This window comes from Mucilaginibacter sp. P1_A3 (assembly GCF_056406855.1).
Window position 1 is genome coordinate 134,114 of sequence record NZ_JBFTZJ010000012.1, and the last position, 25,225, is coordinate 159,338.

A 25,225-nucleotide genomic window follows, 5' to 3' on the forward strand; every position below is an offset into this window, starting at 1 on the left:
TAATGTTGGCCAAAAATTAAAGCTTGATGTTTATACCTGCATTAAACACCCGTTGAATAGGATATGCAAGGCCATAAACCTCTGGATCAACTCCTTTGTAGCCGTAAAAAGTAAGCAGGTTTTCGCCATTGGCAAATACCCTGATGCCCGACAGTCTAAGCTTGCGCGCCCACTCCAGCGGCAGGCTATAACCTACCTCGGCATTTTTTAGCCTCATATAATTGGCAGAGCGGATATACAATGTTGATAGCAGGCCATTATTGGCATTACCCACCGATGATAAGCGTGGCAGGGTAGCTACATCAGCAGTCTCGGGTGTCCATCTGCCTGTTAAAGCATCATACCCCTGGCCCGAATAATTGTTACCAAACGGACCAACACCAGCAAAACCATTTATAAGGTTATTGTTATAAATGATCTGGTGATTAGCCACACCCTGCATTAGCACACTCAGGCTAAACCCTTTATAGTTTACGCCAAATGATAAGCCGTAAAAAATCAAAGCTTTGGTATTGGCTATAGGCGATTGATCAAACTGGTTAATAATATTGTCGCCGTTGAGGTCTTTGTATTTAACATCTCCGGCCTGTGGAGTGTAACCCACGGTTGTAGCACCTGTGGCTGCATCCTGGGCGTTTTTAAAAAAGCCTAAAGCTGTATAACCGAAGATTACATCGTTTGATAGGCCCGTGCGCCTTAACCATGGGTAAGGTGTTGCTTCCTCATCGCTAAACACATTTTTGGATGTTTGGCGGGTAGCGTTGCCGCTGATAAAATAGTTTAAATTACCTACGTGATCCTGGTAGGTTAAGGTAAGCTCGGTGCCTTTATAAAGTTTTACACCAATATTCTCTGCCGAGTAACCGGTACCCAGCAGCGCGATGCTGTTGCCCCGAATCTGTAACAGATCATAATACCTGTCGTGAAAATAGTCGGCGGTAATTTTAAAGTGATCTTTAAACAACGAGATATCGGTACCTATATCCAGCTTTTTTGCGTTTTCCCAGCGGATGTAGGGATTAGCCAGTGTATTTTCGTTATAACTTTGGATCACGCTGCGGCTGGTACCCAATGTATACGGGTAGCCGTTTGATGCGCTGTAGGTTTGCAAAAAGTTGTAGTAGCCAAAATTATCCACATTGGCATTACCGGTTTTACCATAGGTGGCGCGCCATTTCCATGAGCTTATCCAGCTTACGTTGTCTTTAATAAAACGCTCCTGCCCCATTTGCCAGCCTAAACCAACCGCGTAAAATAAACCATACTGGTTACCCGGCGGATACCTGTTGTAACCGCTGCTGTTTACCGATGCTTCAAAAAGATACTTACTATCATAGTTATAGCCAAACTTAACCGCACGGTTGGTAGTAACCCCTGACAGATCATAGTTTAACACTGACGACCGGGTATCATACAATAACATACCACTTACATTGCTTTTACCAAACTGCCTGTCGTAATTTAAAGCAGCCTGTGCAAATGAGTAGCGGGCGCTTGATACCGTGGCAAATCCATTTGATTGCGCTATAGGGTTACCCACTGCCGAGTAACTGCTATCCCTGTTAAAAATGTAAGCGTTGTTTTGCAGCCCCCTGTTTACCAAACCCTGCGATTCAAAAGCAAGGTTGCCTTTTAGTTTTACCGATAGGCCTTGAGTAATACCGCTCAAATCGTAGTTGAGATCAAGGTTGGCCATTACATCATTGCTGTTGGTGCGCTGGTAGCCCGAATATTGTAACTGCGATAACAGGTTATTGGTAAATAAAGTTGTGCCCCCGAATGATCCGTTAGGGTTATAAACCGGGTAGGCGTTATTTGGCGTATTATATAGCGTATTGAGGATCCCATTGTAACCGGTTCCTGGTTGTGTGGCCTGTTGAATGCGACCAAACAACTGCAGATCAACTGTAAACTTCTTAGTTACATTTACGCTCAGGTCCGAATTGATGATGTAGCGGTTTAAATCATTATTGGTATTGTATGTAGCATTAGGCGCTGTTTTAAACATCCCCTGCTGATCCAGATAACTTAAGGATACGCTGTATTGCGCCACGCCGGTACCACCATTTACATTTAATTTGTAGCTCTTTAATGGTGAATGATCGCGCAGTAAGGTGTTAAACCAGTTCACATCAGGATGACGCGCCGGGTCGGTATGATTGCGGTAGGCATTGAAATCGCTGGCGGTATAAACAGTTGGTTTGCCATCGTTTTGCAGTGCCTCGTTATACAGATAAGCGTACTGATAAGCAGGCAAAGGTGTGGGCAATGATAAAGGATGCTGAGACCCTGATTCGGCGGTGAACGAGATGCGGGGCGCGCCTGCCTGGCCACGTTTGGTGGTTATTAATAATACACCACGTGAGCTGTTAATACCCAGCAGAATGTTTGATAAGGCATCTTTCAATACCGATACCGATTCGATGCTTTCAGGATCAATAGATGAAATTTCGCGTTGTACACCGTCAATGATCGTAATGGGCGTTTGTCCGCGCAATGATAAACCGATCTCGGTATTATCATTTGCCGAATAGTTGTTGTGCTGCACCACGTTGCCAACAAAATCGGCCACGGTTTGCGTACTTGTTTGCGGACTTGAAAAACCACTGTACTGCTGCGTGTACAAGCCAGGCAGCTGGCCCGGCAAAGCGTAGGTATACAACGATGCAGGTGTAGAGGTAAGCTGGTTGGTATAAATAGAAGATATAGCCCCCAAATTAGCCGATGCTTTTTTGGTTCCATACAGCACGTTTATCTTTTCGGGCGTTTTTATATAGGCATCAAGTAGCCGTACTGTTATACTAATTTTATCGTGTACGGTAACCTGGCGCGTATAATAGCCGGCAACAGCAAGCACCAGTTTATCGCTGATAGCCGCGTTGATCTCAAACTTTCCGTCGGCACCGGTAACTACGGCATCGGTTTTCCCTTTTATGGTTACCTTAACCCCTTTTAATGGGTTGGCATATTCGTCAAGCACGATGCCGCTTACCCAGTCAGGATGGGTACTACCCCTGCCTGTGGTGTCCTGCATAGCTGCGTACCCGGTTTTTACCAGCATAAGCATCAATATGACGAAACCTGTAAAGCATTTCTTTAAGTAGCAATAAGCCATAGTATAAGATTTAAATTGTTGGCAATAATTGAAATATCGTTTTAGCAGATACGTGTTATTCCTTTTGCAGGACAAGTCAGTATCATATTGTATTATAATTGGTTACGAACACTTAAAGGTGTACACAAAAGGCGCCAGCGTATTACCGTAGCCCACCTTGGTGGTTCCAGCTTTGTTGGTTATGAAATACTCCATTTTGGTTATGGTTTGTGTGCCGCTAACATTAAAGAAGCTTTTAGGCCATATCGTTATCTGGTATTTTTTGCTATTCGGGCCGGTTTGCACCATTTTGGTTTTATCAGTTTGCTCGCACACGCTAACGGTTTTGCCATCGCTGGTATAGGCGGTAGCACATAGGTAAGTTTCGGTAGCATTGCCAAGCGGGGTATTAACTACGGTACCGTCAAACGTTAGGGTAACAATGTCATTATCTAACGATTTTGGCGGGTTAATGGTGGTTAACTGCGGGTTACAAAAATCTATCAGGTCGCCGGTGCCACCGGTAACTTCAAAACAAGGCGTAATCATCGAACTGTAGTAAGTACCGTTACCATCGCTGGTAAAGCCGTTACCACTATCGGTAATTACGTATCCCAATTTTACCAGGGTATTGTTTCCATCTGCACCCACTTTTATTTTAATATGCAGATCGCCGCTAATGGTATTTCCTCCCCCGTGTTTGAAACCTTTATCTGACTGATAAGCTACCCATTCCATATCATCAATAAGGTTCCCCCCTATCTGGAATGTTTTTTTCATGTAGGCCGGCCATGTTAATCCGCCGCCATTTTTAGCTACCGTTCCATCTGGGATCAGGGTCATGTTTCCGTCGCCCAGGGTTGGGCTGGTATAAGTTATTAATGTATTTTGAGCCGCTTTCCAGCCTTTAGGCACCAAAAAGCCAAATATCAGGTTATCCGGTCCGCCATCACCTACAGTAGGGATGCTGATGTGTACGGTAATAGGCACAACGGCACCTGCTGTGGCTGTTGCAGGCTGATCTACACCTGTAATGATCTCGCCGCAGCAGGCTAATATGATGGCCAGGGTTATAAAAGCGCAAAACTTCCACAAACCTTTACCTTTTATATGTAAATATGATCTCATAAAATCTCTCAGTTTATTTTTTGTGGTTGGTGGTTAGTTAACTTTTTGAAGCACGTATACATAGCTGTTATTGGGGCAACCAGGGCTAAACGTAATACTTAGCTGCCGTTTGCCATTTACTACCGGGTAAGTGAAAGGGGTTGATACCGGTGCGGCTGCCCCTGTAGCCGTAAACGTTATTTTAAAGGGATATTCAGGATCATCCAATGCAAATTTGCCATCGGCATTTACCAGGAATGGCAATGGATTTTCAATGGTGTAAGCGCCTTCCTTAAAGTTTACCCTGAATTTGGTAAAATCAATGATGCCGGTAAGATCCGTACCGTTGCGGGTAGCCCTGATAACCTGCCAGCTGCCAGTTATATCTTTAACTGATTCCTTAACAGGAAATGACTTTTCGGCTTTGCATGACGTCATCAGGATAGCAGCTATAGCTATCACCAAAAAGCCGCATTGTTGAAATATGTTATTCTTTTTCATTTGCTTTTATCTTATGATGATCAATACCCAGGGTTCTGTAACATCTCTGGCGATTTGGCGACTTCCGTTTGTGGGAATGGCCACAGGTACATTGCCGTACGGAAGTTGCGCTTGCGCACCGGGAAGGTTTTATAAGTTACTGAAGTATTGTTGCGGTCAACCTCCATACCGTAAGTTTGAATATTCTCGGTCTGGTCGGCAATTTTCCAGCGGCGTACATCCCAAAAACGGTGCTCTTCAAACGCAAGCTCAATACGGCGTTCGTTTTGGATAACTTTACGCATCTCTGCCTGGCCTAAACCAATTGGCAACTGGTACGGGGCCAAACCCGCCCTTTGGCGAATGGCCTCAACAGCCTGGTAAACCTGCGTGGTAGGGCCTTCATATTCATTGGCCGCTTCGGCGTAGTTAAGCAGGATTTCGGCATAGCGCATCAGCGGCCAGCATCTTTTGGTATTGTGCGTAAAATCCTGGGATACCGCATTTGGGTCCAGCATTTTGTTGGTGTAGTAGCCTGTACGCGTGCCTACGTTTACGGCATCGGGACCAGTTGACCTGCCCTGGTAGGTACCGATAAAAATATCTATCGGCGATTTACCCGATGACAGCCGGTTTTGAATAGGTGTTTGGTCGCGGATCACCGTATAATCCAAACGGGGATCGCGGTTGGCGTAGGGATTTTGCGGGTCATACCCCGATGTTGGATCGGTGATAGCCTTGCCGGTAATCATCGGGAAGGCATCAACAAGGCCCTGTAATGGTAAGGCGCCATTTTTACCTGTACGGCTTGGCGGTTGCCACAACTCTTCAAAATCACGGTTATCAGGCCTCATACGTTGAAATATGTATTCGCCATTTACAGGCAGCGTAAAAAGTGTTTGAAAACCTATACCGGCGCTTGAATTATCAGTATAGAGCTTATAAGCACCCGTACCTATAACTGCCACCGCGGCTTCTTCGGCCAATCGCCAGCGTTCTTTATCATAGGCTGGATAGCCTACCAATTCTTTGGTGCTGCCAACTCCTATAGACTGCCCGTTAAACAACGGACTTGCCGCATACAACAACACCCGTGATTTTAGGGCCAGGCAAGCTCCCTTTGATGCACGGCCATAATTTAAACCGCTTTGTACCAGGGGCAGGTCAAGCGCTGCAGTATCGCAATCGGCCAGGATATAATTTACGGTTTCGGCATAAGTATTACGCTTAGCAGGAATCGCATCTGTATAATTGTAAATACTGTCTTTTACAATGTGCACACCACCGTAATGCTTTAACAAAATGGCATAATACCAGGCCCTTAAAAAATGGGCTTCGGCACGCATCTGGGTTTTAGTAAAAGCATTTATGGGAGCTTTGGGCAGGTTGGCCATCAATTGGTTGATAGCCCTGATGTTCACATAGCTTTTTTTATAGGCGTCATCAGTAATTACAGCCGGATTAACAGTGCCCGATTCAAAAGCCAGCGCGGTGGATCCTGCCGATGTGTACACCTCGGCTTCATCTGATGCAGCGTCGATCCCTCCATTTGTAGTAAACCCTGCATATAAAAAGCGACCTGGGTCGGCACTAAAGCCTACATTGCTGTAAATATTGGACAGGAAAGCCACCGTATTGGCGCTATCGGCAAAAACTGTAGGTTTGGTTAAGTTTGATGTAGAAGTTTGCCCCAGGAAACCATCCTTTTTACAGGATGCCATACCAAAAAGCGCCAGCCCGAACATCGAATAAGAAAGAACCTTAAAGTAAATTTTTTTCATATTATAGGGTTTATTTACAATAGCATATTTTCACACTACAAACTTCAATTCAATAAAATTGAAAATCGATTTAGCAACAATTGACAACCTTACGCAGATCGCCCTAAAAAAAGTATGTTTGTATTAAATGGTTTATAACAGATATTTAATCTGAGTGCTAATTTAAATTATAAAAACGATTTAGCAAACTTTTCCAGTACTTTTTTTTTAATTATTTTCTTCGCACTAAATGGCAATAAAAGTTAAAAAAAAGTTTAAAAACCGGGCTTAATATTACAAGCCCGGTAAAGAACACTTCGCAACACTATCCCCTATTTTATTTTGTTAAAGTAACGGCTAAAAAACAAGGCCTGGTAAACGATGGAATTGCCCCAATATTCCCAGGTATGTGCGCCCGGCCTCACTGTAAAATCATGCGGAATCTTGCGCATTAAAAGTTCCTGATGAAAAGCAAGGTTCACCTGGTACAAAAAATCATCATAGCCACAATCAAAAGTAATAGCCAGCGAATTTGGCTTTAACAGGTATATCATATTGATTACACTGTTCTTCTCCCATCTTTCGGGATATTGACTGTATTTTCCTAAAACCTGCTCAATGCCAAAAGCATCCGGGAACGGCCTGATATCCAAGGCGCCGCTCATACTGCCGGCCGCGCCAAAGGTGTCCTGGTGCTTAAAGGCGATATACATGGCCCCATGCCCGCCCATGCTTAAACCGGTGATGGCACGGCCACTCCTATTGGCAATGGTAGCGTAATGCTTATCGACCCAATTCACCAGTTCTGTTCCTACATAAGTTTCATATTGCCAGTCTTTGCTCATTGGGCTATCATAATACCAGCCGGCAAAATTACCATCGGGACAAACAATAACCATTTGGTACTCATCAGCCAGTTTAGTAATGGCTGGCACTTTCAAAATCCAATCGCTATAGTTACCGCTAAAACCATGCAGCAGGTATAATACAGGGAATTTCTTTGATACAGAATAATCGGAGGGTTTTACAACTACCGCTTTAATATCGCGCGCCATGGCGGCGCTGTGTGTAAGAACAGTATCTACCGTGGCCGCGCTAACCTTTAAAAAGGTTAAAAAACTGATGATGAGTATTAAAATTGTTTTTTTGTAGGTATCCATATTGGTATCCAGGTATATTATTTTAAAACGACAATAGTGATGCGGTGATTCCGCGGCTTGTTGATGGCATAGATTTCATCGGTTAATACATCCATTTCTTTTTGCCAGGCATCGCGCAGGCTTTTGTAGCGGGCGCGGGAGTAATTGTCCTTGTTGCCATTTACAAAAATATCCTTCAGCGCATATTTTTTTACGGTATCCATAGCTGCGTTGCTATCGTTATGCAGCAGGCCTTTACCCTTTAAAAAATCATACTGCATCCAAACGTACATCCTTGTGCGGCGCTCAATATCCCAGCGCTCCTCGTTTAATTCCCTTATCTGGATAGCTTGCTGGTATTGTGGCGTTGTGGTAATTTCGGCCATATTCATCCCATCGGCCAGTTGCTGTGCCGACCAATGGCCTATCTGTTCGCCATCAATCAGCACTTTATAATCACCGGCCTTTAAACCTTTAACTGTTAATGTTTCCTGGTTAAACTCTTTGGTGAAGGGAATAACCTTTAAAGCATCAGCCTGCTTTTTGCGGTTGCCCCATGCACGCGGAATGGTATCTAAAGGGTAAGGCAGTGAATTGGCCAGGTAATTAAAACTTACCGAATCGGCATCGGCCGTTACATTAGTGATGCGGCAGTTTACCGCCTTTAATACTTTTTTGCTTTGGGCGTTTACACCAGCTTCGGCAACAACCTGATTATCTAAACCCTGAGCTTTTAAAAACAGGTCAGCCATCACCAGGTGACCATCATTATCGGGGTGTACCCTATCATTAGGCGTTAAGCTAAAAGTTGAATCTTTGGCCTGCTCGCGCAGGTTAATGGCAGTCATCGGATGATAAAAATCAACATAGCCAAAACCATTCTTTTTCGCGGCCTCCTGCTGAAAATCGATGATCTTTGAGAAAGCTATACTTTTTTTGGGGTAGATGTTTTTGGTGGTAAATTTTGAAGTTTCATCATATGGCGAACCCAGGATAAAAATCTTTTTAATATCCGGCCGTTGCTTCAGTTTATCTTCCAGCATGCCATAATATTTATAGCTGCCCTGGATTCTTTTATCCATAAAATCCTGCCCGTCGGCACGGTACCATTCAAAATAGCCGCTATCATTCATTCCCCAGGTAAGGGTTAAAATATTAGGCTTTTTGGTAAACACGTCATCGTCAAACCGGTCATAGATCTGGTTGATAGCATCGCCCCCGATCCCAGCGTTAAAACAGGTAATACGCGCGTTGGGGAAATGGGTCATATAATACAGCCAGATGTAGGAATGATAATGCCCGCCATCGGTAATACTGTTACCTACAAAAGCTACCCTGTCCCCTGCCTTGAAAGGGGCGATTTTTTGGGCGTTGGCCCAGATAGAAAGGCCGAGAGTGATTATTAGTAAAAACGTTTTCTTCATTGTATGGTCAACTTATATATTATCTTATTTATTCTTTATGTTATTGCAATCGCGAACTGTATAAGTTCGCCCTGTATAGTTCGCGATTGCTTCGTGCCTCGCAATGACATGATTACAAAAACCTTTTTGTCATCCTGAACGTAGTGAAGGATCTATTATTCGCTATGTTTCTTCGCCCTGTAAAGTCTGCGAACAGATCCTTCGTTCCTCAGGATGACCAACCTTTATTAAAACCCCCTTTTTTGTCATCCTGAACGATAGTGAAGGATCTATTCTACACCATGCTTCTTCGCCTTGTACAGTCTGCGAACAGATCCTTCGTTCCTCAGGACGACAAACCTTTTAAAACGTCATTTCTCCTTCAGAGCTTCCTGCATTTTGAAAGTTGCAACGACTAAAAAGCATTTATCATAAATCGATTTAGCTTTAACATCAATTATCACTTACCTTTCAAATACATGTCCCATCAAATTCCCCAGTTTTTATTTGGCTTGCTGCCCATCGTTAATTCCAGTGTGCCGCCAGCCGCGATATTCTTAAAATCCAAATAGCATTTGTTATATGGTTTACCATTTAACCTTGCGCTTTGGATATATACATTAGCCGCCGAGTTTTTGAGGGCTACTATAGTAAATGTTTGGCCTTTGGCATATTTAGGATCTAGCTTTAACACCACTTTATCAAATACCGGGCTGGTAATTTCCTGCCGGGTATCGCCGGGGCAAACCGGGTGTAGGCCGCTTGCAGCCAACACATACCAGGCCGACATCTGGCCCACATCCTCGTTACCAACTAAACCCTCAACCGAGTTGTGGTAAGCCCGGCGACAGATCTCCCTCGTCCACTTTTGAGTAAGCCATGGCGCACCCAGGTGATTGTATAAAAAAGGCACGTGGTGCACCGGCTCGTTGGCATGATTGTAATAATCATTCCACATCATGTTATCCGGCGCTTTTTCAAAAAAGTTATTCAGGTCAGCTATGGTTTTTTCGTAGCCGCCCATCATTTTGGCCATACCTTTTACGTCCTGCGGCACAAACCAGCCTTGCTGGTACGGGTTACTTTCAATAGTACCATACCATTGTTTGGTTCTTGCCGAATCGGGCCAGGTTTTCCAGTTACCATTATCATCTTTTGGCCTGTACCAGCCTTTTTCGGCATCAAATACATTTTTGTAGGCTTGTCCGCGCTGTGTGTATTTAGCAGCATCGCCGGTTTTACCCAGCCATTTGGCCAATTGGCCTACACACCAATCGGTATAGGCATATTCCAGGGTTAGTGATAAACTCAAATCGCCACCGCTAAAGCCCTTATCGCCATTACCAAATTTCTCAACCGATCCTACGGATAAGCGATAAGCCTCGGGCACGTTATAATTGCGGATGCCTTTGGCATAGGCATCGGCTATTACAGATACGGCTGGGTTACCAATCATGCAGCCGCTGTAGGCGTTCATAATTTCCCAGCGTTCCAGGTAATTCATTTTCTTTTCCTGTGCCAGGGTTACCAGTGAATTAATCTCGTCATTAACCAATGAGGGATTGATGATAGTTTGCAAAGGCATTTGACTGCGAAACACATCCCAGCCGCTAAATATGGTGCGCTTGCTAAAATTTACGGCATGGTGCACCTGGCCATCGCCACCAGGATATTTACCATCCACATCGCTTATAATTCGCGGGTCTATCATGGTGTGGTAAAGCGCGGTATAAAACACTGTCTTTTGCTCGGGTGTACCGCCTTGAACATTTACCTTGGTTAAAGCTTTGTTCCATAAGGCAACGGCTTTTTGATGTACCCCATCAAAGTTCCAATCCTTGATCTCGGTGTTTAAATTATTTTTTGCTCCGGCGATACTGATAAAAGAAATGCCTGTTTTAAGCAGCACTTGTTCATTGGCATTGGTAGCAAATTGAGTATAAAAACCCAGGTGCTTTCCTTGTTTCTCTTTTGCGCCCTTTAGTATTTCGGCCTGGGCAACCCTGTCCAGGTATTTGGTACTTGTTACATCGTCCAGTTTACGGCTCCAGTCGTCGGGGATATCGGCGCTCCAAACGCCAAAATCTTTCAGTGGCTTGCTAAACTCGGCATAAAAATAAACGGTATAGTCGGCGTGGCCATCTCCGTTGCCCCAGCCGCCACCATCGGGTGTACATTTCATCCAACCCTCAATACTATGATCGTTAACTACCTTTATATACTGTAATGTAGATGTGCCCCCTACCCTACGTGCCAAATCTATCTGAACGCGGGAATCGCTGCCTTGCGGAAAAGTAAAGCGCAGCATGCCGCTATGGGGGGCAGCGGTCATCTCTGCTTTAATATGATGGTCTGTCAGCAATGCGCTGTAATATCCGGCGGATGCTTTTTCGGTCTTTTTATCATAGGCAGATCGGTATCCTTTTACCGATCCATCCATTTTACCAGCTATTGTATATAATTTGCCGGCGGTCGGCATTACCAAAAAGTTACCCAGATCGCCGTACCAGCCTATTCCGCTCATTTGGGTCATCGCAAACCCTTCAATACTGGTTTGTTCGTAACTGTAACCAGGGCCATTGTCGCCGCCGGTTATGGTATTTGGGCTAACCTGCACCATGCCATAGGGCGTAGTAGCGCCCGGAAAAGTTTTGCCAAGACCATGGTAAGTGCCTGCATCTGCCGTGCTGGTACTGGCTCCAATAAAAGGATTTACGTAGGTGGCGGGGTTTTGTGCTTTCAGCGCAGTTGTACCAAAAGACAATGCAGCAGTTAACAGCACAATGAAATGTTTTTTTCCCGGCAAAGCCACAAAAACGGCCCGTTTAGTATTGGTCATCTTTTAATCCCTGAAGTATGTTTTAAGAAGCGGTTATTTATAATTGGTAATTATCGTCCAAATTATTTAATAAAAACGATTTAGCAAAATATTGTACAATAAATTTTACAAATATTTTGTTGGATGCATATCGCTTATATTTTGCGTGCATTGATGAGCCGCAATGTGCGGATTCCAAACTTTGGAATATTGAAAGTCAACGCATTATCGCCGGTAGTTTGTTTAATTAAAGCCAAAACCTGTTTAACCCTGCCATCCAATTCCATCAGTTGGGCTTTATCAGCGCTACAATTAAACATAGCTTTAATAGCTTTGCCTGCACCAGCATTAAAAAAACGCACCAGCATATCATCGCCATCAAATTGTACCGAGGTAATCTCAATGTCCTTATCGTCCGTCCTGATCAATGATGTATTGTTAATCTCACCTGGCTTGCCCGCGCGCACCGCCAAAGGCTCGTTCCATTGGGTGGCACCTGCCCAAATGCCAGCCTGATCCCATTTACCTGGGTGTGGAATCAATGCATAATGAATTTCTGTAGGCCCATCAATGGTATAGTTTTTTCCCCACAAACCCATACCTGAATACTGGATGTCCAAACCCAAAGGATAATCTTTACCATGGGCATAACTGGTGGTATGATCGGTAAGCAGCGCCATTCCGTATTTATCGTTATCGCCGGTAACATCTACCCAGGTATGGATCACATTGTTTTTAATGCTATCCCAGCGGGTATAAAAGGTATTATCCAGTTTGCTTTCCGTAACGTCAAAAGGTGCATCTTTATATACTTTTTGGTGTTTGAAGTTAAGCGGGAACAAAGCCAGTAACTTATTCCTCTCATCATAAAATGGCTTTGCAGGCAATTCCCATTTGTAGGTGCCCGGTTTAATGCCCTCCCCTATACCGGGGTTACCTTTCCAGTTGATGTTCAGGTTTATGTCAATACGTGGCGCACTCTCATTCATGGCGATGACCTGTGTATAATCGCTGCCATTAATAGTTCCCTTGATGGCCAGTTTTATACTGATGGGACCATTTTCTATGATCTCTATTTTAACAGGATTGTCTTTGCTCGATTTAAAACCGCCGTCATTATAAAAATTACTGCGCAACTCGTTAAAACTACGGGCGTTTGCTTTATCTACAAACTCCTGGTTAGCCATAGTTTTGGCCAACAGGCTTTTAATGATGCCACCCTTCGCCGGATCAATAATGATGCGGTATAAATCTGTTTCAAGCTGATAATCACCATTAGCCAGTATGGCAATATGAGCACCTTTTAAAATGGCGCTTTTTAATTCTTTAAACTGATAAACGGCATAGCCCATTGAAGGCACGGTTGCTTTGAAGCTTATTTTTGCTTTTTGCTGACCAGCAGCCGGAATAAACTGAACTGCTACCTGTTTACCATTCCGATCAAAAACACTCGTGTTTTCAGCCGTAAATTTTTCAGGAAGATCAACCTGAACAACTTCTGTACGCCTGATCCCGAGTGTATTATAAACGGTGATATAATCACCTTCATTTTTATTTAACAGTGAAGTAGAAACGTTGCTGATGCTATCGCTCTTATTATTGGTAAACGCCGTCCAGCTTTTCACTTTATCGGCCCAGGTATCGCCGGGCTTGCCGTTGTAGGGCACTATCCAGCAGTCATGGTGCTGCGATAGCAAAAGCGTTCGCCAGGCGGCATCAAAATCGGCCTGGGGATAGCTGCTACCTGCGTAGATCTTTGCCATTGAAGCCAGTTTTTCGCTTTGGATGATCTTGTTTTCGGAAGCACGCACCCGCTGGGCAATTTGCTGCGTAACCTGCGAACCCCAAACCAGGCTCACCAGTATGTCTTCCTGAGATAGTTTCCAATCCGGCCGGGCATCGCCCCGGGCAACATTTGCAAAATAGTTACGCCACGTAGTATAAATGCTGTGTACGCCATTTTTATCGCCATTGCCGATAAATGGACCGCCCTTCCAGCCGGCATCCTGTAAAGTCATCCCAACGGGGTGTTTAACGCCATCTGCGTAAGCTGCGTTGATGTAATAGGCCGCGTTTTCCCAGGCAATGGTTTGCCATGTCGATTTTGGTGCTAACTGTTCAACTGCATACCTGGGCGAAGTTATAATGCCCGTACCATCCGGACCAACCCAATTAACCAGCCCACCGCCATGGGCGCGGGTATAGCCGCCAAAACAGGTATTAGGATTTTTAAGCGAAGCATATTTAAAGCCAAACGAGGTTAATATCTGTGGCAACGCACTGGTAAAGCAAGGCTCTTCGGATGAAGAAGAGGTAAACACCGCTTCTGGGAAATGTGCCTTGATTTTTTTAATGCCATAAGCAAACTGGCGGATAATACTCTCGCCAGAGATATTGTAATTGTAGCTTTGGGCGTACTCGGGGTTTACATACTCTATGCGGCCGGTAAGGGTTTGATCTGTAAACAAAGCTTTAAAATCGGCATAGGCGGCAGGGTCTACAACTTGTGCCCTGTCCCAGGTTTCGGGCTCCAACTCGATGTTGATTTTCCAGTCGGGGTTCTTTTTTAACATATCTGCCATGAACCGGGTGTTCCAGTCGGGATAATGGCCCCAGATACCGCCATGGTATCCATCTATGTACCAGGCCGTTTGCGCAAATGAGCTGGCAGCAACGCCGCTTACCAACATTAAGCTTATCAAAATGGTTTTCAGTTTCATGGGAGTTATTTGGCTGCGGTTATCTCAATAATATGGTTAACTGGCTTGTTAATGCGATACATTTCCTCGGTAAGCAGATCTATCTCTTTTTGCCAGGCATCACGGACTTGCTTAAACCGGGCCTTTTGATAAGTGGGTACGGTAACTGCCACAAAAAAATCTTTCTTAGCATATCGCTGCAATGAATCTAAAGTAGCCTGTCCATCATTAAATAACAGCCCTTTAGGTTTCAGGATGGAGTAATGCATCCAATAATATTCGCGCAGCCGGCGTTCAATCGTCCAGCGTTCTTCGTTCAGGTGCATAATAGCCAGCGACTGCTGGTATTGGGGTGTGCTTGTTATTAAGGCCATGTTGATGCCTTGGGTATAGTCGGCGGCGTTCCAGGTGCCTATGGGTTCACCATCTATTTTAAGTGAATATTTTACTCCCTCCTTTAGCCCTATAACCTGCAAAAGCTCCTGGTTAAATTCATTGGTAAACGGTAACAGTTTTAACACCGCAGACTGGGGTTTTGCGGGCCTGCCAAAACCGCTTGCAATGGTATCCATTGGATAAGGCAATGAGTTGGCCAGGTAATTGAATTTAATATGGTTTGTGTTAATTACCGGGGTGGTAATGATACAATTTTCGGTAAGGGTAACCTTTTTGTTATTTACATTGATCACCATGTTGGCTACTTTTTTTGCTGCCAGCCCCTGGGCTTTTAAAAACAGGTAGGCCATCACCATTTGTCCGTCGTTGGTTGGGTGGATCCGGTCGCTGCCTTCCATGGTGAAGGTAGAATCGATTTGCTGCTGCTGCAAATTAATGGCGGTCATCGGGCGGTTGAGGTCAACAAAATCCCAGTTATTTTTTGAGGCAGTACTTTGCTGATCGGCAGCTATTTTTAGCATGGCGGTATTTTTACCGATTAGCGGTGTTGCCGTGATTTTAGCGGTTTCATCATAAGGTGATGAAGCGATCATAATCTTCCGTACGTTGGGATGTTGCTTTAACTTATCCTCTATCAGCCTGAAACTTTTTAATGATTCCGCTACTTTGACGGCATAGGTTGAGTCGGCTTTGGCCCCTTTCAGGTTTTGGTAACCTGTATCATTCATTCCGAAGGTAAGCGTGATAACGGTTGGCTTTTTTGCAAATACATCACTATCCATGCGCTCCAGCATCTGCCGGGATACATCGCCGCCAATCCCGGCATTAAAAACTGTTATCCTGCGATTGGGAAAATGCGTGATATAATATAACCAGATATAGGAGTGATAATGCCCCCCATCGGTAATGCTATTACCGGTAAACACCACCCTATCGCCCTGGTTAAAAGGCTGTACCGTTTGTGCAGTTACAGGCGCGGCAAAAGCACACAGCAGTAAAAAGCTATAAAAATAGTTTCTCATTTAATTGGACAAATAGATTTGTACTTATTTAAGCTAAATTGATTTAGCAAATCAACATTAAATAAATCGATTTAGCAAATTTTTTAATAGATAAATAGATGACTGTTTGGGAGAATTAGATTAAACGGAATATGGCTTCCCATAAACCGTTTAATCTAATTTGATCATTGCGACGAAAGGCTAATAAGTTTTTTAATGCTTCCTTTTAGTTTATGAGCACCCATTTTTTTATGACATACCTGGTATTTTTAAATGGTCCGCTGCGTTTTATTGCTCCTTTATTTTTGTTCCAGGATAAATTGATCGCATTATAATTTCCTCTTTCATAATTAAAAGTTACTCCATCATCTTCAAATAATGAACCCGCCGTTTTATGATCGCCATACACAAAACAGGTGATCTCAAACCTGGTATCCTCCGCTACATGTTCAACGGGTTTGGCCAATGGCAATATGGTGCCGTCTTTGATAAAAATTGGTAACTGAGTAAGGCTTGGTTTAATAGTATATACTTTTCCGCCTTCGTATTTTTGATTGGTATTAAAATCGTACCAGGTGCCTGCCGGTAAATAAACTTTTCTTTCGTCCATTTTTTCTGTTAACGGTGCAGCCAGTATTCCGCTCCCAATCATATACTCGTCAGATAAATTAAAAGTGTTCTTATCCTCCGGGTAATCCATCACCAGCGCCCTGAATGGCGGTATCCCTTTAAAATGATATTCGGCAAAAGCATTATACAGGTAGGGAATCAGGCTCATTCTAAATTCAAACAGTTTACGGATATCTGCCTCCACCTCTTTTGCATTATCCATCAACTGGTCGGCATTGTTCTTTTGTTTATTGATCTGCAACCAGGGTGGATTTTTCAGGTACCATGAATTAAATAAGGTTTGTGCAGACAGTACTGCAGTTTGACTGCGGCGCATAAAATCCTTTATTGAATTGGATTCCCTTACTTCCGGGGACCAAATCATTCCGGAAAACCCGGAATTCAGGATCAATTTGATGTACTGGTCATGATCATAGGAATCGCTGTACAAAGCGGCCGGATAGGATGATGCGAAAGCATTGGAGGCCCGCACATCCAGGTATGTACGCTGATTTGATTTTTTATAGATATCAAATATTGTTTTTTGATAAAGCAATCCAAAAAGCTGGTGCATCTGTTCTCCGTCAATACCCGACGGGAACCGGCTAAGCTCCGGAAAACTCCAGGCATTGCTTCCAAAAGCGATATTTGAGTTATCGCATTCATCCATTTTAAAACCGGAGATGCCCTGTTTTATAAAGGTTTCGTTATGATAACCGGCGAAAATACGCCTTGCACCAGTATCTACAAAATCCGGCACCAGTCCGTTCCAAACCAGGTAGTTTCCGGCTTTCCTTTTCAAAGGTTCATAAAGCGGAGATACGGGTGATACAAAGGCGTGTTCCCATAAATTTACATGAAAGCCTTTGTTTGTCATAGCAGCGAGGAATGTTTTAGGGTCGGGGAAAAAATCTTTAGCCCAAACATATGAACAGGAATATGCCGCGGTTTGCCATTTGGGTTCGAGGCCCAAAACATCACATGGGATGTGGTTATTGCGAAAATAGTCGGCCATCTTGATCACCTGCTGTTGGTTAAAATCAGCTTTTACCCTGTATTTAACTCCCAGGCCCCAAATTGCCGGCAAAGCACCACCGCCTGCGAACAGATTGTAGCGCTGCAGGACATTTTTCAGCTCAGGACCTTCAAAAATAAAAACCTCCATACCCTTGGCACCGGGGATATCGACGGTTACATTACCCAGCTCCTGGTTATTGTTTTTGTACAACTCTTCTACAGAATTGCCGTCCTTGCGTTCAGTATCCACACTTTTACCATCATTCAATTTGGTCGTGCTTCCGCAGTAAAAAGTGGTATAACGCGATGTATTGATCAAAATTCCGTAACCTTTATTAGATACATAGAAGGTTGTGGGGCCATGGGTATAGCCAAGGTCGTTTAAAGGGTTATCGTTAACGATAGGTTTGATTTTTAATCCACGCTGGTTAAATGAGCCCAGCTGCAAACCAAAACCATAGAGCTGTTCCTTATCGTCAAGGGGAATCTCTACAATCACCCCCCTATCGTTTGTGCTTATTTTAATGTCGCTAACAGCAAACGGCAGTTTCCCGGCAGGCAACTCACCAAGAGCCGACGTCATGGGTAACTCTTCACAAAAACTATATGGCGTAAATTTGTCTGGTTGACCAGCAGATATTTTTTGTACCCCGGGCGCAGGATTGGTTAACTGGGCGTAAGTTTTGGTAAGGGCCAACTGGAAAAATAGTCCCAGAATAATTGTTGCGATGGTCTGTTTGCTCATATCAGCTTGATTATACGATAAAGGTGATCTTTTTTTGTACCAACGGCCAAAATAGCCGGTAAGGTACCGAATTTAAAATCTCCTTTAATATCTAAATAATCATAAAAATGCATTAAAACTGTCACTAATACAGTAAAATAAATAAAAGAATTAAATATTCCATCTCAACAATGCGACTAACAGTAGTTATGTGACTTAATAAAACTTAAAATTATAACCGTATAAATCTCCCTGATTTAATTTTTTAAGCCGGCAGGTGCAGACAATTTAGCAAGAGAAAAAGCACCTATGGCCATTACTAAATCGCGAACAGCTACGTCAAGGTAGTTTCCACCAACTAACAAACTTAATGCGATAAGCACCAACCATGCGCTAACCAGGTATGCCCCCTTTTGAGGATTCAGGAACACCAATATGCCGGCTATAATTTCGATGACGCCAACAATCATCATAAAATCATGATCAGAGAAAGGTAGCACACCTTTTAACGTTGGGCTGAGATAATGCGACCAATCGGTTAACAGGTTGGTGAACTTATCGGCCCCGGCAACAATAGGTACTAAGCCATAAGTAAATTTTAATAATGTTTGAACGTTTTTTGTTTGAGTTTCCATAATCATTTTGAATTTATACCCATTAGAGGTTGGCTATAAAAAAAGGGTTACAAAATATATTTATCGTGATTTTGTAACCCTTTAAAAGCCGGATACTCTATTAATAGTAAATTAGTGCAAATGAATTCAGCCATGCCAATAAGTAAGATTTTAAGTGACGAGGAAATTGTGATACAGATATTAAATGGACAAACGCATTTATATGAGATGTTGATGCGCAAGTTTAATGAACGCTTATACAGGATCAGCATGTCAATTATTAATGATGACCAGGAAGCGGAGGATATTATGCAAACCACCTACCTGAACGCATACAGGCAATTATCAAATTTCAAGCATCATTCCAGCTTCGGCACCTGGCTCACCCGGATATTAATAAATGAAAGCCTGTTGCGTAAAAAAAGAAAGTTGAAACTGGAAAAAACGTTGATGGAAAATAACTACAAAGATTATGAAAGTGAAACCCCTTTAGACAACCTTATGAATAAAGAATTAAGGGTATTATTAGAAAAGGCGGTATCCGCATTACCGGAGAAATACAGAACCGTATTTGTGATGCGCGAAGTACAGGGCATGAGTACCAGTGAAACGATGGAAGCTTTAGAGATTGGCGAATCCAACGTTAAAATAAGGCTGACCCGCGCAAAAGAACTGTTGCGTACGGAGTTAAATGAATATTGGCAACCGCAACAACTCTTTGAGTTTAACCTGGTACGGTGTGACGTGGTTGTAAACTATGTGATGGATAAAATAAGGAATGCCGATAATTCGAGATTGAATTAACCCAGTTGCTAAGGAGCATTGCGCCATCAAAATTATATCAGCAGAGCATTACCTTGTCGAATTAATGTGTTTAGCTTATTATATAACTGATATATACATGCGGAGTGGCCGTGTAGCCATTTTGCGATAAATACCTTTGAAAGCCTATCACCGAAGGTACTCCGCAGCGGTCATGAGTACTTCTGTTTGACACCGTCACCAGGGCACGCCTGATCAACAGGTTGAACAAAATCAAAACTAACTGACTGCCGAAACATTTCGTTATTTTGCTGCCATGGAACCAATACTGCTTTCCGCGTTGCAAGCCCGTAAGATCATCCTGCACGCAGCCGGACTGGCCGAAAAGGCACAGTTTGGAACTGGCATTGATGCAGTTTACCGACTGATTGACCACCTGGGTTTTGTACAGCTTGATACCAATTATGTGGTAGAACGGGCACATCACCACGTGATGGCCGCGCGCATCCCGGACTATGAGCCGGGCTGGCTGGCGGAGCTGGTAGCAGACGGAAGCATCTTTGAATATTTTACCTCCGACGCGGGTTACCTCCCGATGCCTGATTTTCGCTTTTCGCTGCCCGTAAAGGAAAGCTTCCTTCGCAATAGGAAACCCCAGACACCCGCGGAGACCCGGCTCATGCAGCAGGTGCTCGACCGGGTGGAGCGTGAAGGCCCCCTGATGGTAGGCGACTTTGAAAACGACCGGCAGGAAGCCAGCTCCGGCTGGTGGGACTGGCGGCCAGCCAAAGTGGCTCTTGAACACTTATACCTGGAAGGAAAACTAATGATAACCCGTACCAAAGCTTTTCACAAGGTATATGACCAGCCCTTGAACCTGGTACCAGCAGATACAGACTTGGCATTACCCACAGCAGAGGAATACGCGCGTTTCGTTATCCGGCGTACCCTGGGCGCACTCGGTATTGCCTACGCGAAAGAGATGGCATGGCGCGCCCGTTTCGTTAAAGGAAACCTTGTGAAACAGGAACTGGCCAGGATGCTTGAAGAAGGCGAACTACAGACCGTGCTGGTTGAAGGGTTGAAAAGCGCGCCGCTCTATATGCTGCCCGGTCAGCCAACAGCTATCGAATTAGCAGGAGAGGCTTTCATCCTTTCCCCTTTCGATATCCTGAATGTTTTCCGTCACCGGTTAAGGGATTTTTTCGGCTTCGATTACCAGGTTGAATGTTTTGTGCCCGCCGCCAAACGGAAGTACGGGTATTTCTGCCTGCCGGTACTGCTGGGCGATACCTTTGTTGCCCGGATGGACGCCAAGGCCGACCGGAAACAAAAGCTGCTAATCGTCCATAACCTGCACTTCGAGGCTGTGGAACTGAACGAAGCTATGCTCGGGAGAATTACAGAAGCACTCAAAGCATTCGTGCGGTTCAACCAATGCCGGGACATTGACCTTAAAAAATCAAATCACCCGGTTTACCTGGAAGCTATCGCCCGGGCTTTCCGGTAAATCTGGTTCTGCCCGCCCCTCCCCTGTCATATTCATATTGTTACAATGATTAAGCGCTATGTTTTGTACCTTGTATCCATAAATCTATCCCAATATGTTGTTTAAGATCAAGGTATTTTGCACCGCCGCTGTATTATCCCTGTGTGCGTTGACTTCGTTTGCGCAGCAAATAAATTACCCTCCTGCAGATCAGGTAGCCGCTGATTTTAAAAAGCTGTTGGAAAGGCCACGCGTTCCGTTAAACCCCGCTTTCGAAGTAACCAAAACAGATTCTGTTATAATTGAGCATGGTTTTATTTACAGCGAAAAGAACGAACGGGTGCCCATCCTGATTTATAAACCGGTTACAGGAGCTAAATCATACCCCGCGGTTATTTTTTTACACGGCACCGGTGGTAAAAAAGAGGACAACAAAAATATACTGTATCAACTGGTTAAAAGAGGCATCATGGGTGTTTCTATTGATGCCCGCTTTCACGGCGAACGAATTGCAGGAGGTGCGCACGGTTCAAAGGAATACGTGGCTGCTGCTGCCGCAGCCTGGGAAAACAAAGACGAGACTCACCAAACCCATCCCTTTTTATTTGACACCGCTTTTGATTTGTGGCGGGTAACGGATTACCTGGTTAGCAGGCCGGATGTAAACCCAAGCCGTATTGGCATGGGCGGCATTTCCATGGGTGGCATTGAAACATGGCTTGCAGCATCGGTAGACAAGCGAATAAAAGTGATTGTGCTGGATATTTCTGTGCAAAGCTTCAAATGGTCCTTAGATAATGATAAATGGCAAGCACGCGCGGGTACTATCCAGGGCACACATATACAGGCTGCAAAAGACCTCGGTGATTCGATTTTAAATAAACGGAATGTGAAAGCGGTTTGGGATAAATTGCTGCCTAATATTACTGGTGAATTTGACTGTCCATCTTTGCTTAGGCTCATGGCACCTCGGGCACTGTTGGTTGTCGGCACCGAAAATGATCCGAATTGTCCTTTACCTGGCGCAAACATCGCCTATGCATCGGCCATACAGGCTTACACTTCTAAAAAAGCGACCGATAAAATTAGCCGTGATGTAACCCCAAAACTATTCCATACCTCAACGCCTGAACATTTTAAAATGACGCTGGATTGGTTTAGCAAATGGCTATAGCATTGTTTTAGTGCCGCCCGAGAATATATTAAATGAAGATGGAGAACTTAAATAATATGAGTTAGAAAATTATTTTACCTTTGCGGCAATGCTCAAAAGGTTAACCGCAATATGTCTTCTTGCCGCGCTGATCAGTTCCAACTGCTCGCTCTTCTTCGTCTATGCAGGTTTTGAGATGAACAATAAATATATTGCCGAAAACCTTTGTATCAATAAGAATCGGCCCTGGCTGCATTGCGACGGAAAATGCTATTTCATGAAAAAGATCCGGCAGGCCGAAGAAAATGAAAAAAAGCAGGAAACAAAGGATAACCTGACAAAAATGGAAGTTTCCTTTTTCCAGGAGCCTTACCAATTCGCTTTTATAGAACCGGTTATTTTAGAATCCCACAAAAGCACATTTTACCGCTATAATTATCAATACCGCTGCAGCTATCTGTCAGCCATCTTCCGGCCGCCTAAGCAGCTCGTTTAATCTATATATCCATTCCTGGTAATGTAGCTGCATGAACGCTGATACGTGATATTGCGTCGTCACTTTATTTCATTCTTTTTCCCTTTTACATTAAACAAACTGACAGGGTTTTACCCACGCCGTTTGTCCTGATTTTTTCTATGAAAAAAATTATATTTTTTATCTGCGCTTTATTTTTCGCAGGCGATCTCTTTGCCCAAACAATTCACGGTAAAATATTCGATGCCGTTACCAAAGAGCCTATCCCAGCCGCTACGGTTTCCGATACTATACATACCATCGTCAGTTCTGCTACCAACGGCAGTTTTAAGATCACTACAACAGCCAAAACACTTAAGATCACCTCTGTTGGTTACCAAACCCGCCTGGCCGAAGTAAAGGGCAGTATGTTAGCGATTTCTCTACAACCCGTCACCAGCCAGTTGAACCAGGTAGTGGTGAGCGCTAACCGTACCGCCGAAAAGCGCAGCGAGGCACCGATCGCTATCGCCACGGTATCCAGCCAGACCATACAGGACACGAAGGCACAACGGATTGACCAGTTGGTTAACAAAATAAGCGGTGTGAACATGGTGAACCTCGGTAACGAGCAGCACGAAATGAGCATTCGCCAGCCGATGAACACCAACAATTTGTTTTTATACCTGGAAGACGGTATCCCTTTACGCACTTCGGCTGTATTCAACCATAACGCACTGTTGGAAATGAATATGACGGCTGCTAAAAATATCGAGGTCATCAAAGGCCCGTCATCTGCGCTTTATGGTGCTGAGGCCATCGGTGGCGTCATTAACCTGATCACACAGGCACCGCCGGCCTATACCTCGGGTTATTTGAGCACCCAGCTGAATAACCGGGGCTATAAGCGTGTAGACGGACAGATCGGCGCCACTGCAGGTAAACTGGGCTTTATCGTCAGCGGCTATTATGCCAACCAAACCAACGGCCCAATCCAGTACAGCGATTTTCACAAAACTGCAGTGACCGCCAGGCTGGACTACCACATCGACACGAATACCACTTGGACAAACAGCGTTTCTTACATCAATTATTTCAGCGACATGTACGGCAGCCTGGATAGCTCCCACTTCAGCAGCAAGAATTATTCGTCACAGGCCTTTTTCACCTTCCGTAAGGTAACAGCTTTGCGGGCGCGCTCTACCATTAGCCATCAGTGGAGTGCCAATGGCAGTACCAGCGCCACTTTCATGTACCGGGATAACTCGGTTGGCCAGAATCCATCCTATTCTATCGCCACTTACCGTATGGGCGGCAAGCCTACAAACCCAATCTCGCCGGATACCGCCAGCGGCAATATCAACACCAATGCCTTTAAATCCTACGGCTTATTTTTACAGCATGTTCAGCGTTTTAAATTCCTCGATAGTAAGCTGATCGTCGGCACCAGTGCAGAACTCGACCCGCAATCCTATTTCCAGGATTTTATCTGGGTAAAGAAGCAAAGCCAGAACGGCCTGGTCAACTATGTCAGCTATACCAAGCTGAACCCGGATTCGGTTTTGGCCAACTACCATACGGTGATAAGTAATTTCGGTTCGTATGTAGACTATGATTTTACCATAGCGCCCGGACTACGCATATCTGCAGCGTTACGTTATGATGCCTTCCAATATGCGTTTGTTAACTCCCTGCCAGGCTCCAAAGTGGCCGGCGGCCCATCCACCATTACAAACTATGGCAAGGTAGCGCCAAAGGTTGGTTTTACCTACAATAACAAAGGTATTGGCTTTTATGGCACTTATAGTGAAGGCTATGTGCCGCCGCAGATCACCCAGGTATTTGGCAAAACAACCAATAGCGCATACCTGCTGCCGCAAACTTTTAAAAATTATGAACTGGGTGGCTGGCTGTCGCTGGTGCAGAATAAGCTCTATATCGATTATAGTTTCTACCTGATGAACGGCACCAACGAAATTATCAATGTGCGCCTGCCTGATAACACAACAGTGCCGCAAAATGCCGGGGCAACCCGCCATAAAGGGATCGAATACGGTATCAGCTACCGCCCGGTAGAAGACCTTTACCTGCGTTTGAGCGGTACCAATGCCTTACATAAATTCGTGAACTATGTGGTAGGCGGCGTGACCTATAATGGTTACGAAATGGCCAATGCTCCGCATTTCACGGGCAATGCAGAGGTGATTTACAAACCTCATTATATCAGGGGATTCCGTATCGGTGTGGAAGAGCAGCAGGTGGGCAAATACTATATGGACAATCTGCAGCAGTTTACCTATAACGGTTTTAAAGTAACCAATATCCGTGCGGGGTATCAATTCGGCCCGGCCGAAGTATGGGTAAACGCGTTGAACGTATTCAATACCTATTACGCCACACTAGCTACAGCTTCGGTAACCAACAAAAAGGCATCTTATAGTTATAACCTGGGCGATCCCCGAGCGTTCACGCTGGGATTGGCCTATCATTTTGGAAAACATTAAAT

16 protein-coding genes are annotated in these 25,225 nt (G+C 44.4%); 5 read left to right on the plus strand and 11 right to left on the minus strand.

Features of this window, described 5'->3' with window-relative positions:
• Positions 1-16 precede the first annotated feature (16 nt).
• The 11 genes from AC1D0K_RS24600 to AC1D0K_RS24650 form a co-directional block, all read right to left on the minus strand.
• Complete coding sequence (locus AC1D0K_RS24600) at positions 17-3,115, minus strand: SusC/RagA family TonB-linked outer membrane protein (RefSeq protein WP_477391444.1); 3,099 nt, start codon at positions 3,113-3,115, stop codon at positions 17-19.
• A gap of 102 nt (positions 3,116-3,217) precedes the next feature.
• The gene (locus AC1D0K_RS24605; protein WP_477391443.1) at positions 3,218-4,222 is read right to left on the minus strand and encodes a DUF4961 domain-containing protein; all 1,005 of its coding nucleotides are present in this window, start codon (positions 4,220-4,222) and stop codon (positions 3,218-3,220) included.
• A gap of 33 nt (positions 4,223-4,255) precedes the next feature.
• Entirely contained in the window at positions 4,256-4,702 is a 447-nt protein-coding gene (locus AC1D0K_RS24610) for a DUF5004 domain-containing protein (RefSeq protein WP_477441483.1), read from the minus strand.
• 20 nt (positions 4,703-4,722) lie between these two features.
• Positions 4,723-6,462 (minus strand): RagB/SusD family nutrient uptake outer membrane protein, encoded by a 1,740-nt coding sequence (locus tag AC1D0K_RS24615; protein ID WP_477391441.1) that lies wholly within the window; start codon positions 6,460-6,462, stop codon positions 4,723-4,725.
• 311 nt (positions 6,463-6,773) lie between these two features.
• The gene (locus AC1D0K_RS24620; protein ID WP_477391440.1) at positions 6,774-7,601 is read right to left on the minus strand and encodes an alpha/beta hydrolase; all 828 of its coding nucleotides are present in this window, start codon (positions 7,599-7,601) and stop codon (positions 6,774-6,776) included.
• Positions 7,602-7,618: 17 nt separating this feature from the next.
• Positions 7,619-9,004 carry an SGNH/GDSL hydrolase family protein gene (locus AC1D0K_RS24625; RefSeq protein ID WP_477391439.1) on the minus strand — a complete coding sequence of 462 codons (1,386 nt, stop codon included), beginning with the start codon at positions 9,002-9,004 and terminating at the stop codon, positions 7,619-7,621.
• 466 nt (positions 9,005-9,470) lie between these two features.
• A complete protein-coding gene (locus AC1D0K_RS24630; RefSeq protein WP_477441485.1) occupies positions 9,471-11,822 on the minus strand; it encodes a GH92 family glycosyl hydrolase in 2,352 nt (783 codons plus the stop codon).
• A 134-nt stretch (positions 11,823-11,956) separates the two neighbouring features.
• Positions 11,957-14,521, minus strand: coding sequence for a glycoside hydrolase family 38 C-terminal domain-containing protein (locus tag AC1D0K_RS24635; RefSeq protein WP_477391437.1), 2,565 nt, complete (start codon positions 14,519-14,521; stop codon positions 11,957-11,959).
• Positions 14,522-14,526: 5 nt separating this feature from the next.
• Positions 14,527-15,918 (minus strand): SGNH/GDSL hydrolase family protein, encoded by a 1,392-nt coding sequence (locus AC1D0K_RS24640; RefSeq protein ID WP_477391436.1) that lies wholly within the window; start codon positions 15,916-15,918, stop codon positions 14,527-14,529.
• 205 nt (positions 15,919-16,123) lie between these two features.
• A complete protein-coding gene (locus AC1D0K_RS24645; RefSeq protein ID WP_477391435.1) occupies positions 16,124-18,268 on the minus strand; it encodes a glycoside hydrolase family 31 protein in 2,145 nt (714 codons plus the stop codon).
• Positions 18,269-18,504: 236 nt separating this feature from the next.
• Positions 18,505-18,882: a hypothetical protein gene (locus tag AC1D0K_RS24650; RefSeq protein WP_477391434.1), complete on the minus strand. Its 378-nt coding sequence runs from the start codon at positions 18,880-18,882 to the stop codon at positions 18,505-18,507.
• Positions 18,883-19,002: 120 nt separating this feature from the next.
• Here AC1D0K_RS24650 and AC1D0K_RS24655 point away from each other — a divergent pair, with 120 nt between their 5' ends.
• The 5 genes from AC1D0K_RS24655 (at position 19,003) to AC1D0K_RS24675 (ending at position 25,223) form a co-directional block, all read left to right on the plus strand.
• Positions 19,003-19,665 (plus strand): RNA polymerase sigma factor, encoded by a 663-nt coding sequence (locus AC1D0K_RS24655; protein WP_477391433.1) that lies wholly within the window; start codon positions 19,003-19,005, stop codon positions 19,663-19,665.
• A 274-nt stretch (positions 19,666-19,939) separates the two neighbouring features.
• Entirely contained in the window at positions 19,940-21,133 is a 1,194-nt protein-coding gene (locus tag AC1D0K_RS24660) for a winged helix-turn-helix domain-containing protein (RefSeq protein WP_477391432.1), read from the plus strand.
• Between the two features lie 94 nt (positions 21,134-21,227).
• On the plus strand, positions 21,228-22,286 hold the full coding sequence (locus AC1D0K_RS24665) for an acetylxylan esterase (RefSeq protein WP_477391431.1): 1,059 nt from the start codon (positions 21,228-21,230) through the stop codon (positions 22,284-22,286).
• A gap of 88 nt (positions 22,287-22,374) precedes the next feature.
• On the plus strand, positions 22,375-22,761 hold the full coding sequence (locus AC1D0K_RS24670) for a hypothetical protein (protein WP_477391430.1): 387 nt from the start codon (positions 22,375-22,377) through the stop codon (positions 22,759-22,761).
• 140 nt (positions 22,762-22,901) lie between these two features.
• Entirely contained in the window at positions 22,902-25,223 is a 2,322-nt protein-coding gene (locus tag AC1D0K_RS24675; protein WP_477391429.1) for a TonB-dependent receptor, read from the plus strand.
• Positions 25,224-25,225: the final 2 nt, after the last annotated feature.

Bases quoted from the DNA above. Each gene is read 5' to 3' on its own strand.
- AC1D0K_RS24600 (WP_477391444.1), bottom strand. From the start codon at position 3,115: ATGGCTTATTGCTACTTAAAGAAATGCTTTACAGGTTTCGTCATATTG.
- AC1D0K_RS24605 (WP_477391443.1), bottom strand. From the start codon at position 4,222: ATGAGATCATATTTACATATAAAAGGTAAAGGTTTGTGGAAGTTTTGC.
- AC1D0K_RS24610 (WP_477441483.1), bottom strand. From the start codon at position 4,702: ATGAAAAAGAATAACATATTTCAACAATGCGGCTTTTTGGTGATAGCT.
- AC1D0K_RS24615 (WP_477391441.1), bottom strand. From the start codon at position 6,462: ATGAAAAAAATTTACTTTAAGGTTCTTTCTTATTCGATGTTCGGGCTG.
- AC1D0K_RS24620 (WP_477391440.1), bottom strand. From the start codon at position 7,601: ATGGATACCTACAAAAAAACAATTTTAATACTCATCATCAGTTTTTTA.
- AC1D0K_RS24625 (WP_477391439.1), bottom strand. From the start codon at position 9,004: ATGAAGAAAACGTTTTTACTAATAATCACTCTCGGCCTTTCTATCTGG.
- AC1D0K_RS24630 (WP_477441485.1), bottom strand. From the start codon at position 11,822: ATGACCAATACTAAACGGGCCGTTTTTGTGGCTTTGCCGGGAAAAAAA.
- AC1D0K_RS24635 (WP_477391437.1), bottom strand. From the start codon at position 14,521: ATGAAACTGAAAACCATTTTGATAAGCTTAATGTTGGTAAGCGGCGTT.
- AC1D0K_RS24640 (WP_477391436.1), bottom strand. From the start codon at position 15,918: ATGAGAAACTATTTTTATAGCTTTTTACTGCTGTGTGCTTTTGCCGCG.
- AC1D0K_RS24645 (WP_477391435.1), bottom strand. From the start codon at position 18,268: ATGAGCAAACAGACCATCGCAACAATTATTCTGGGACTATTTTTCCAG.
- AC1D0K_RS24650 (WP_477391434.1), bottom strand. From the start codon at position 18,882: ATGGAAACTCAAACAAAAAACGTTCAAACATTATTAAAATTTACTTAT.
- AC1D0K_RS24655 (WP_477391433.1), top strand. From the start codon at position 19,003: ATGAATTCAGCCATGCCAATAAGTAAGATTTTAAGTGACGAGGAAATT.
- AC1D0K_RS24660 (WP_477391432.1), top strand. From the start codon at position 19,940: ATGGAACCAATACTGCTTTCCGCGTTGCAAGCCCGTAAGATCATCCTG.
- AC1D0K_RS24665 (WP_477391431.1), top strand. From the start codon at position 21,228: ATGTTGTTTAAGATCAAGGTATTTTGCACCGCCGCTGTATTATCCCTG.
- AC1D0K_RS24670 (WP_477391430.1), top strand. From the start codon at position 22,375: ATGCTCAAAAGGTTAACCGCAATATGTCTTCTTGCCGCGCTGATCAGT.
- AC1D0K_RS24675 (WP_477391429.1), top strand. From the start codon at position 22,902: ATGAAAAAAATTATATTTTTTATCTGCGCTTTATTTTTCGCAGGCGAT.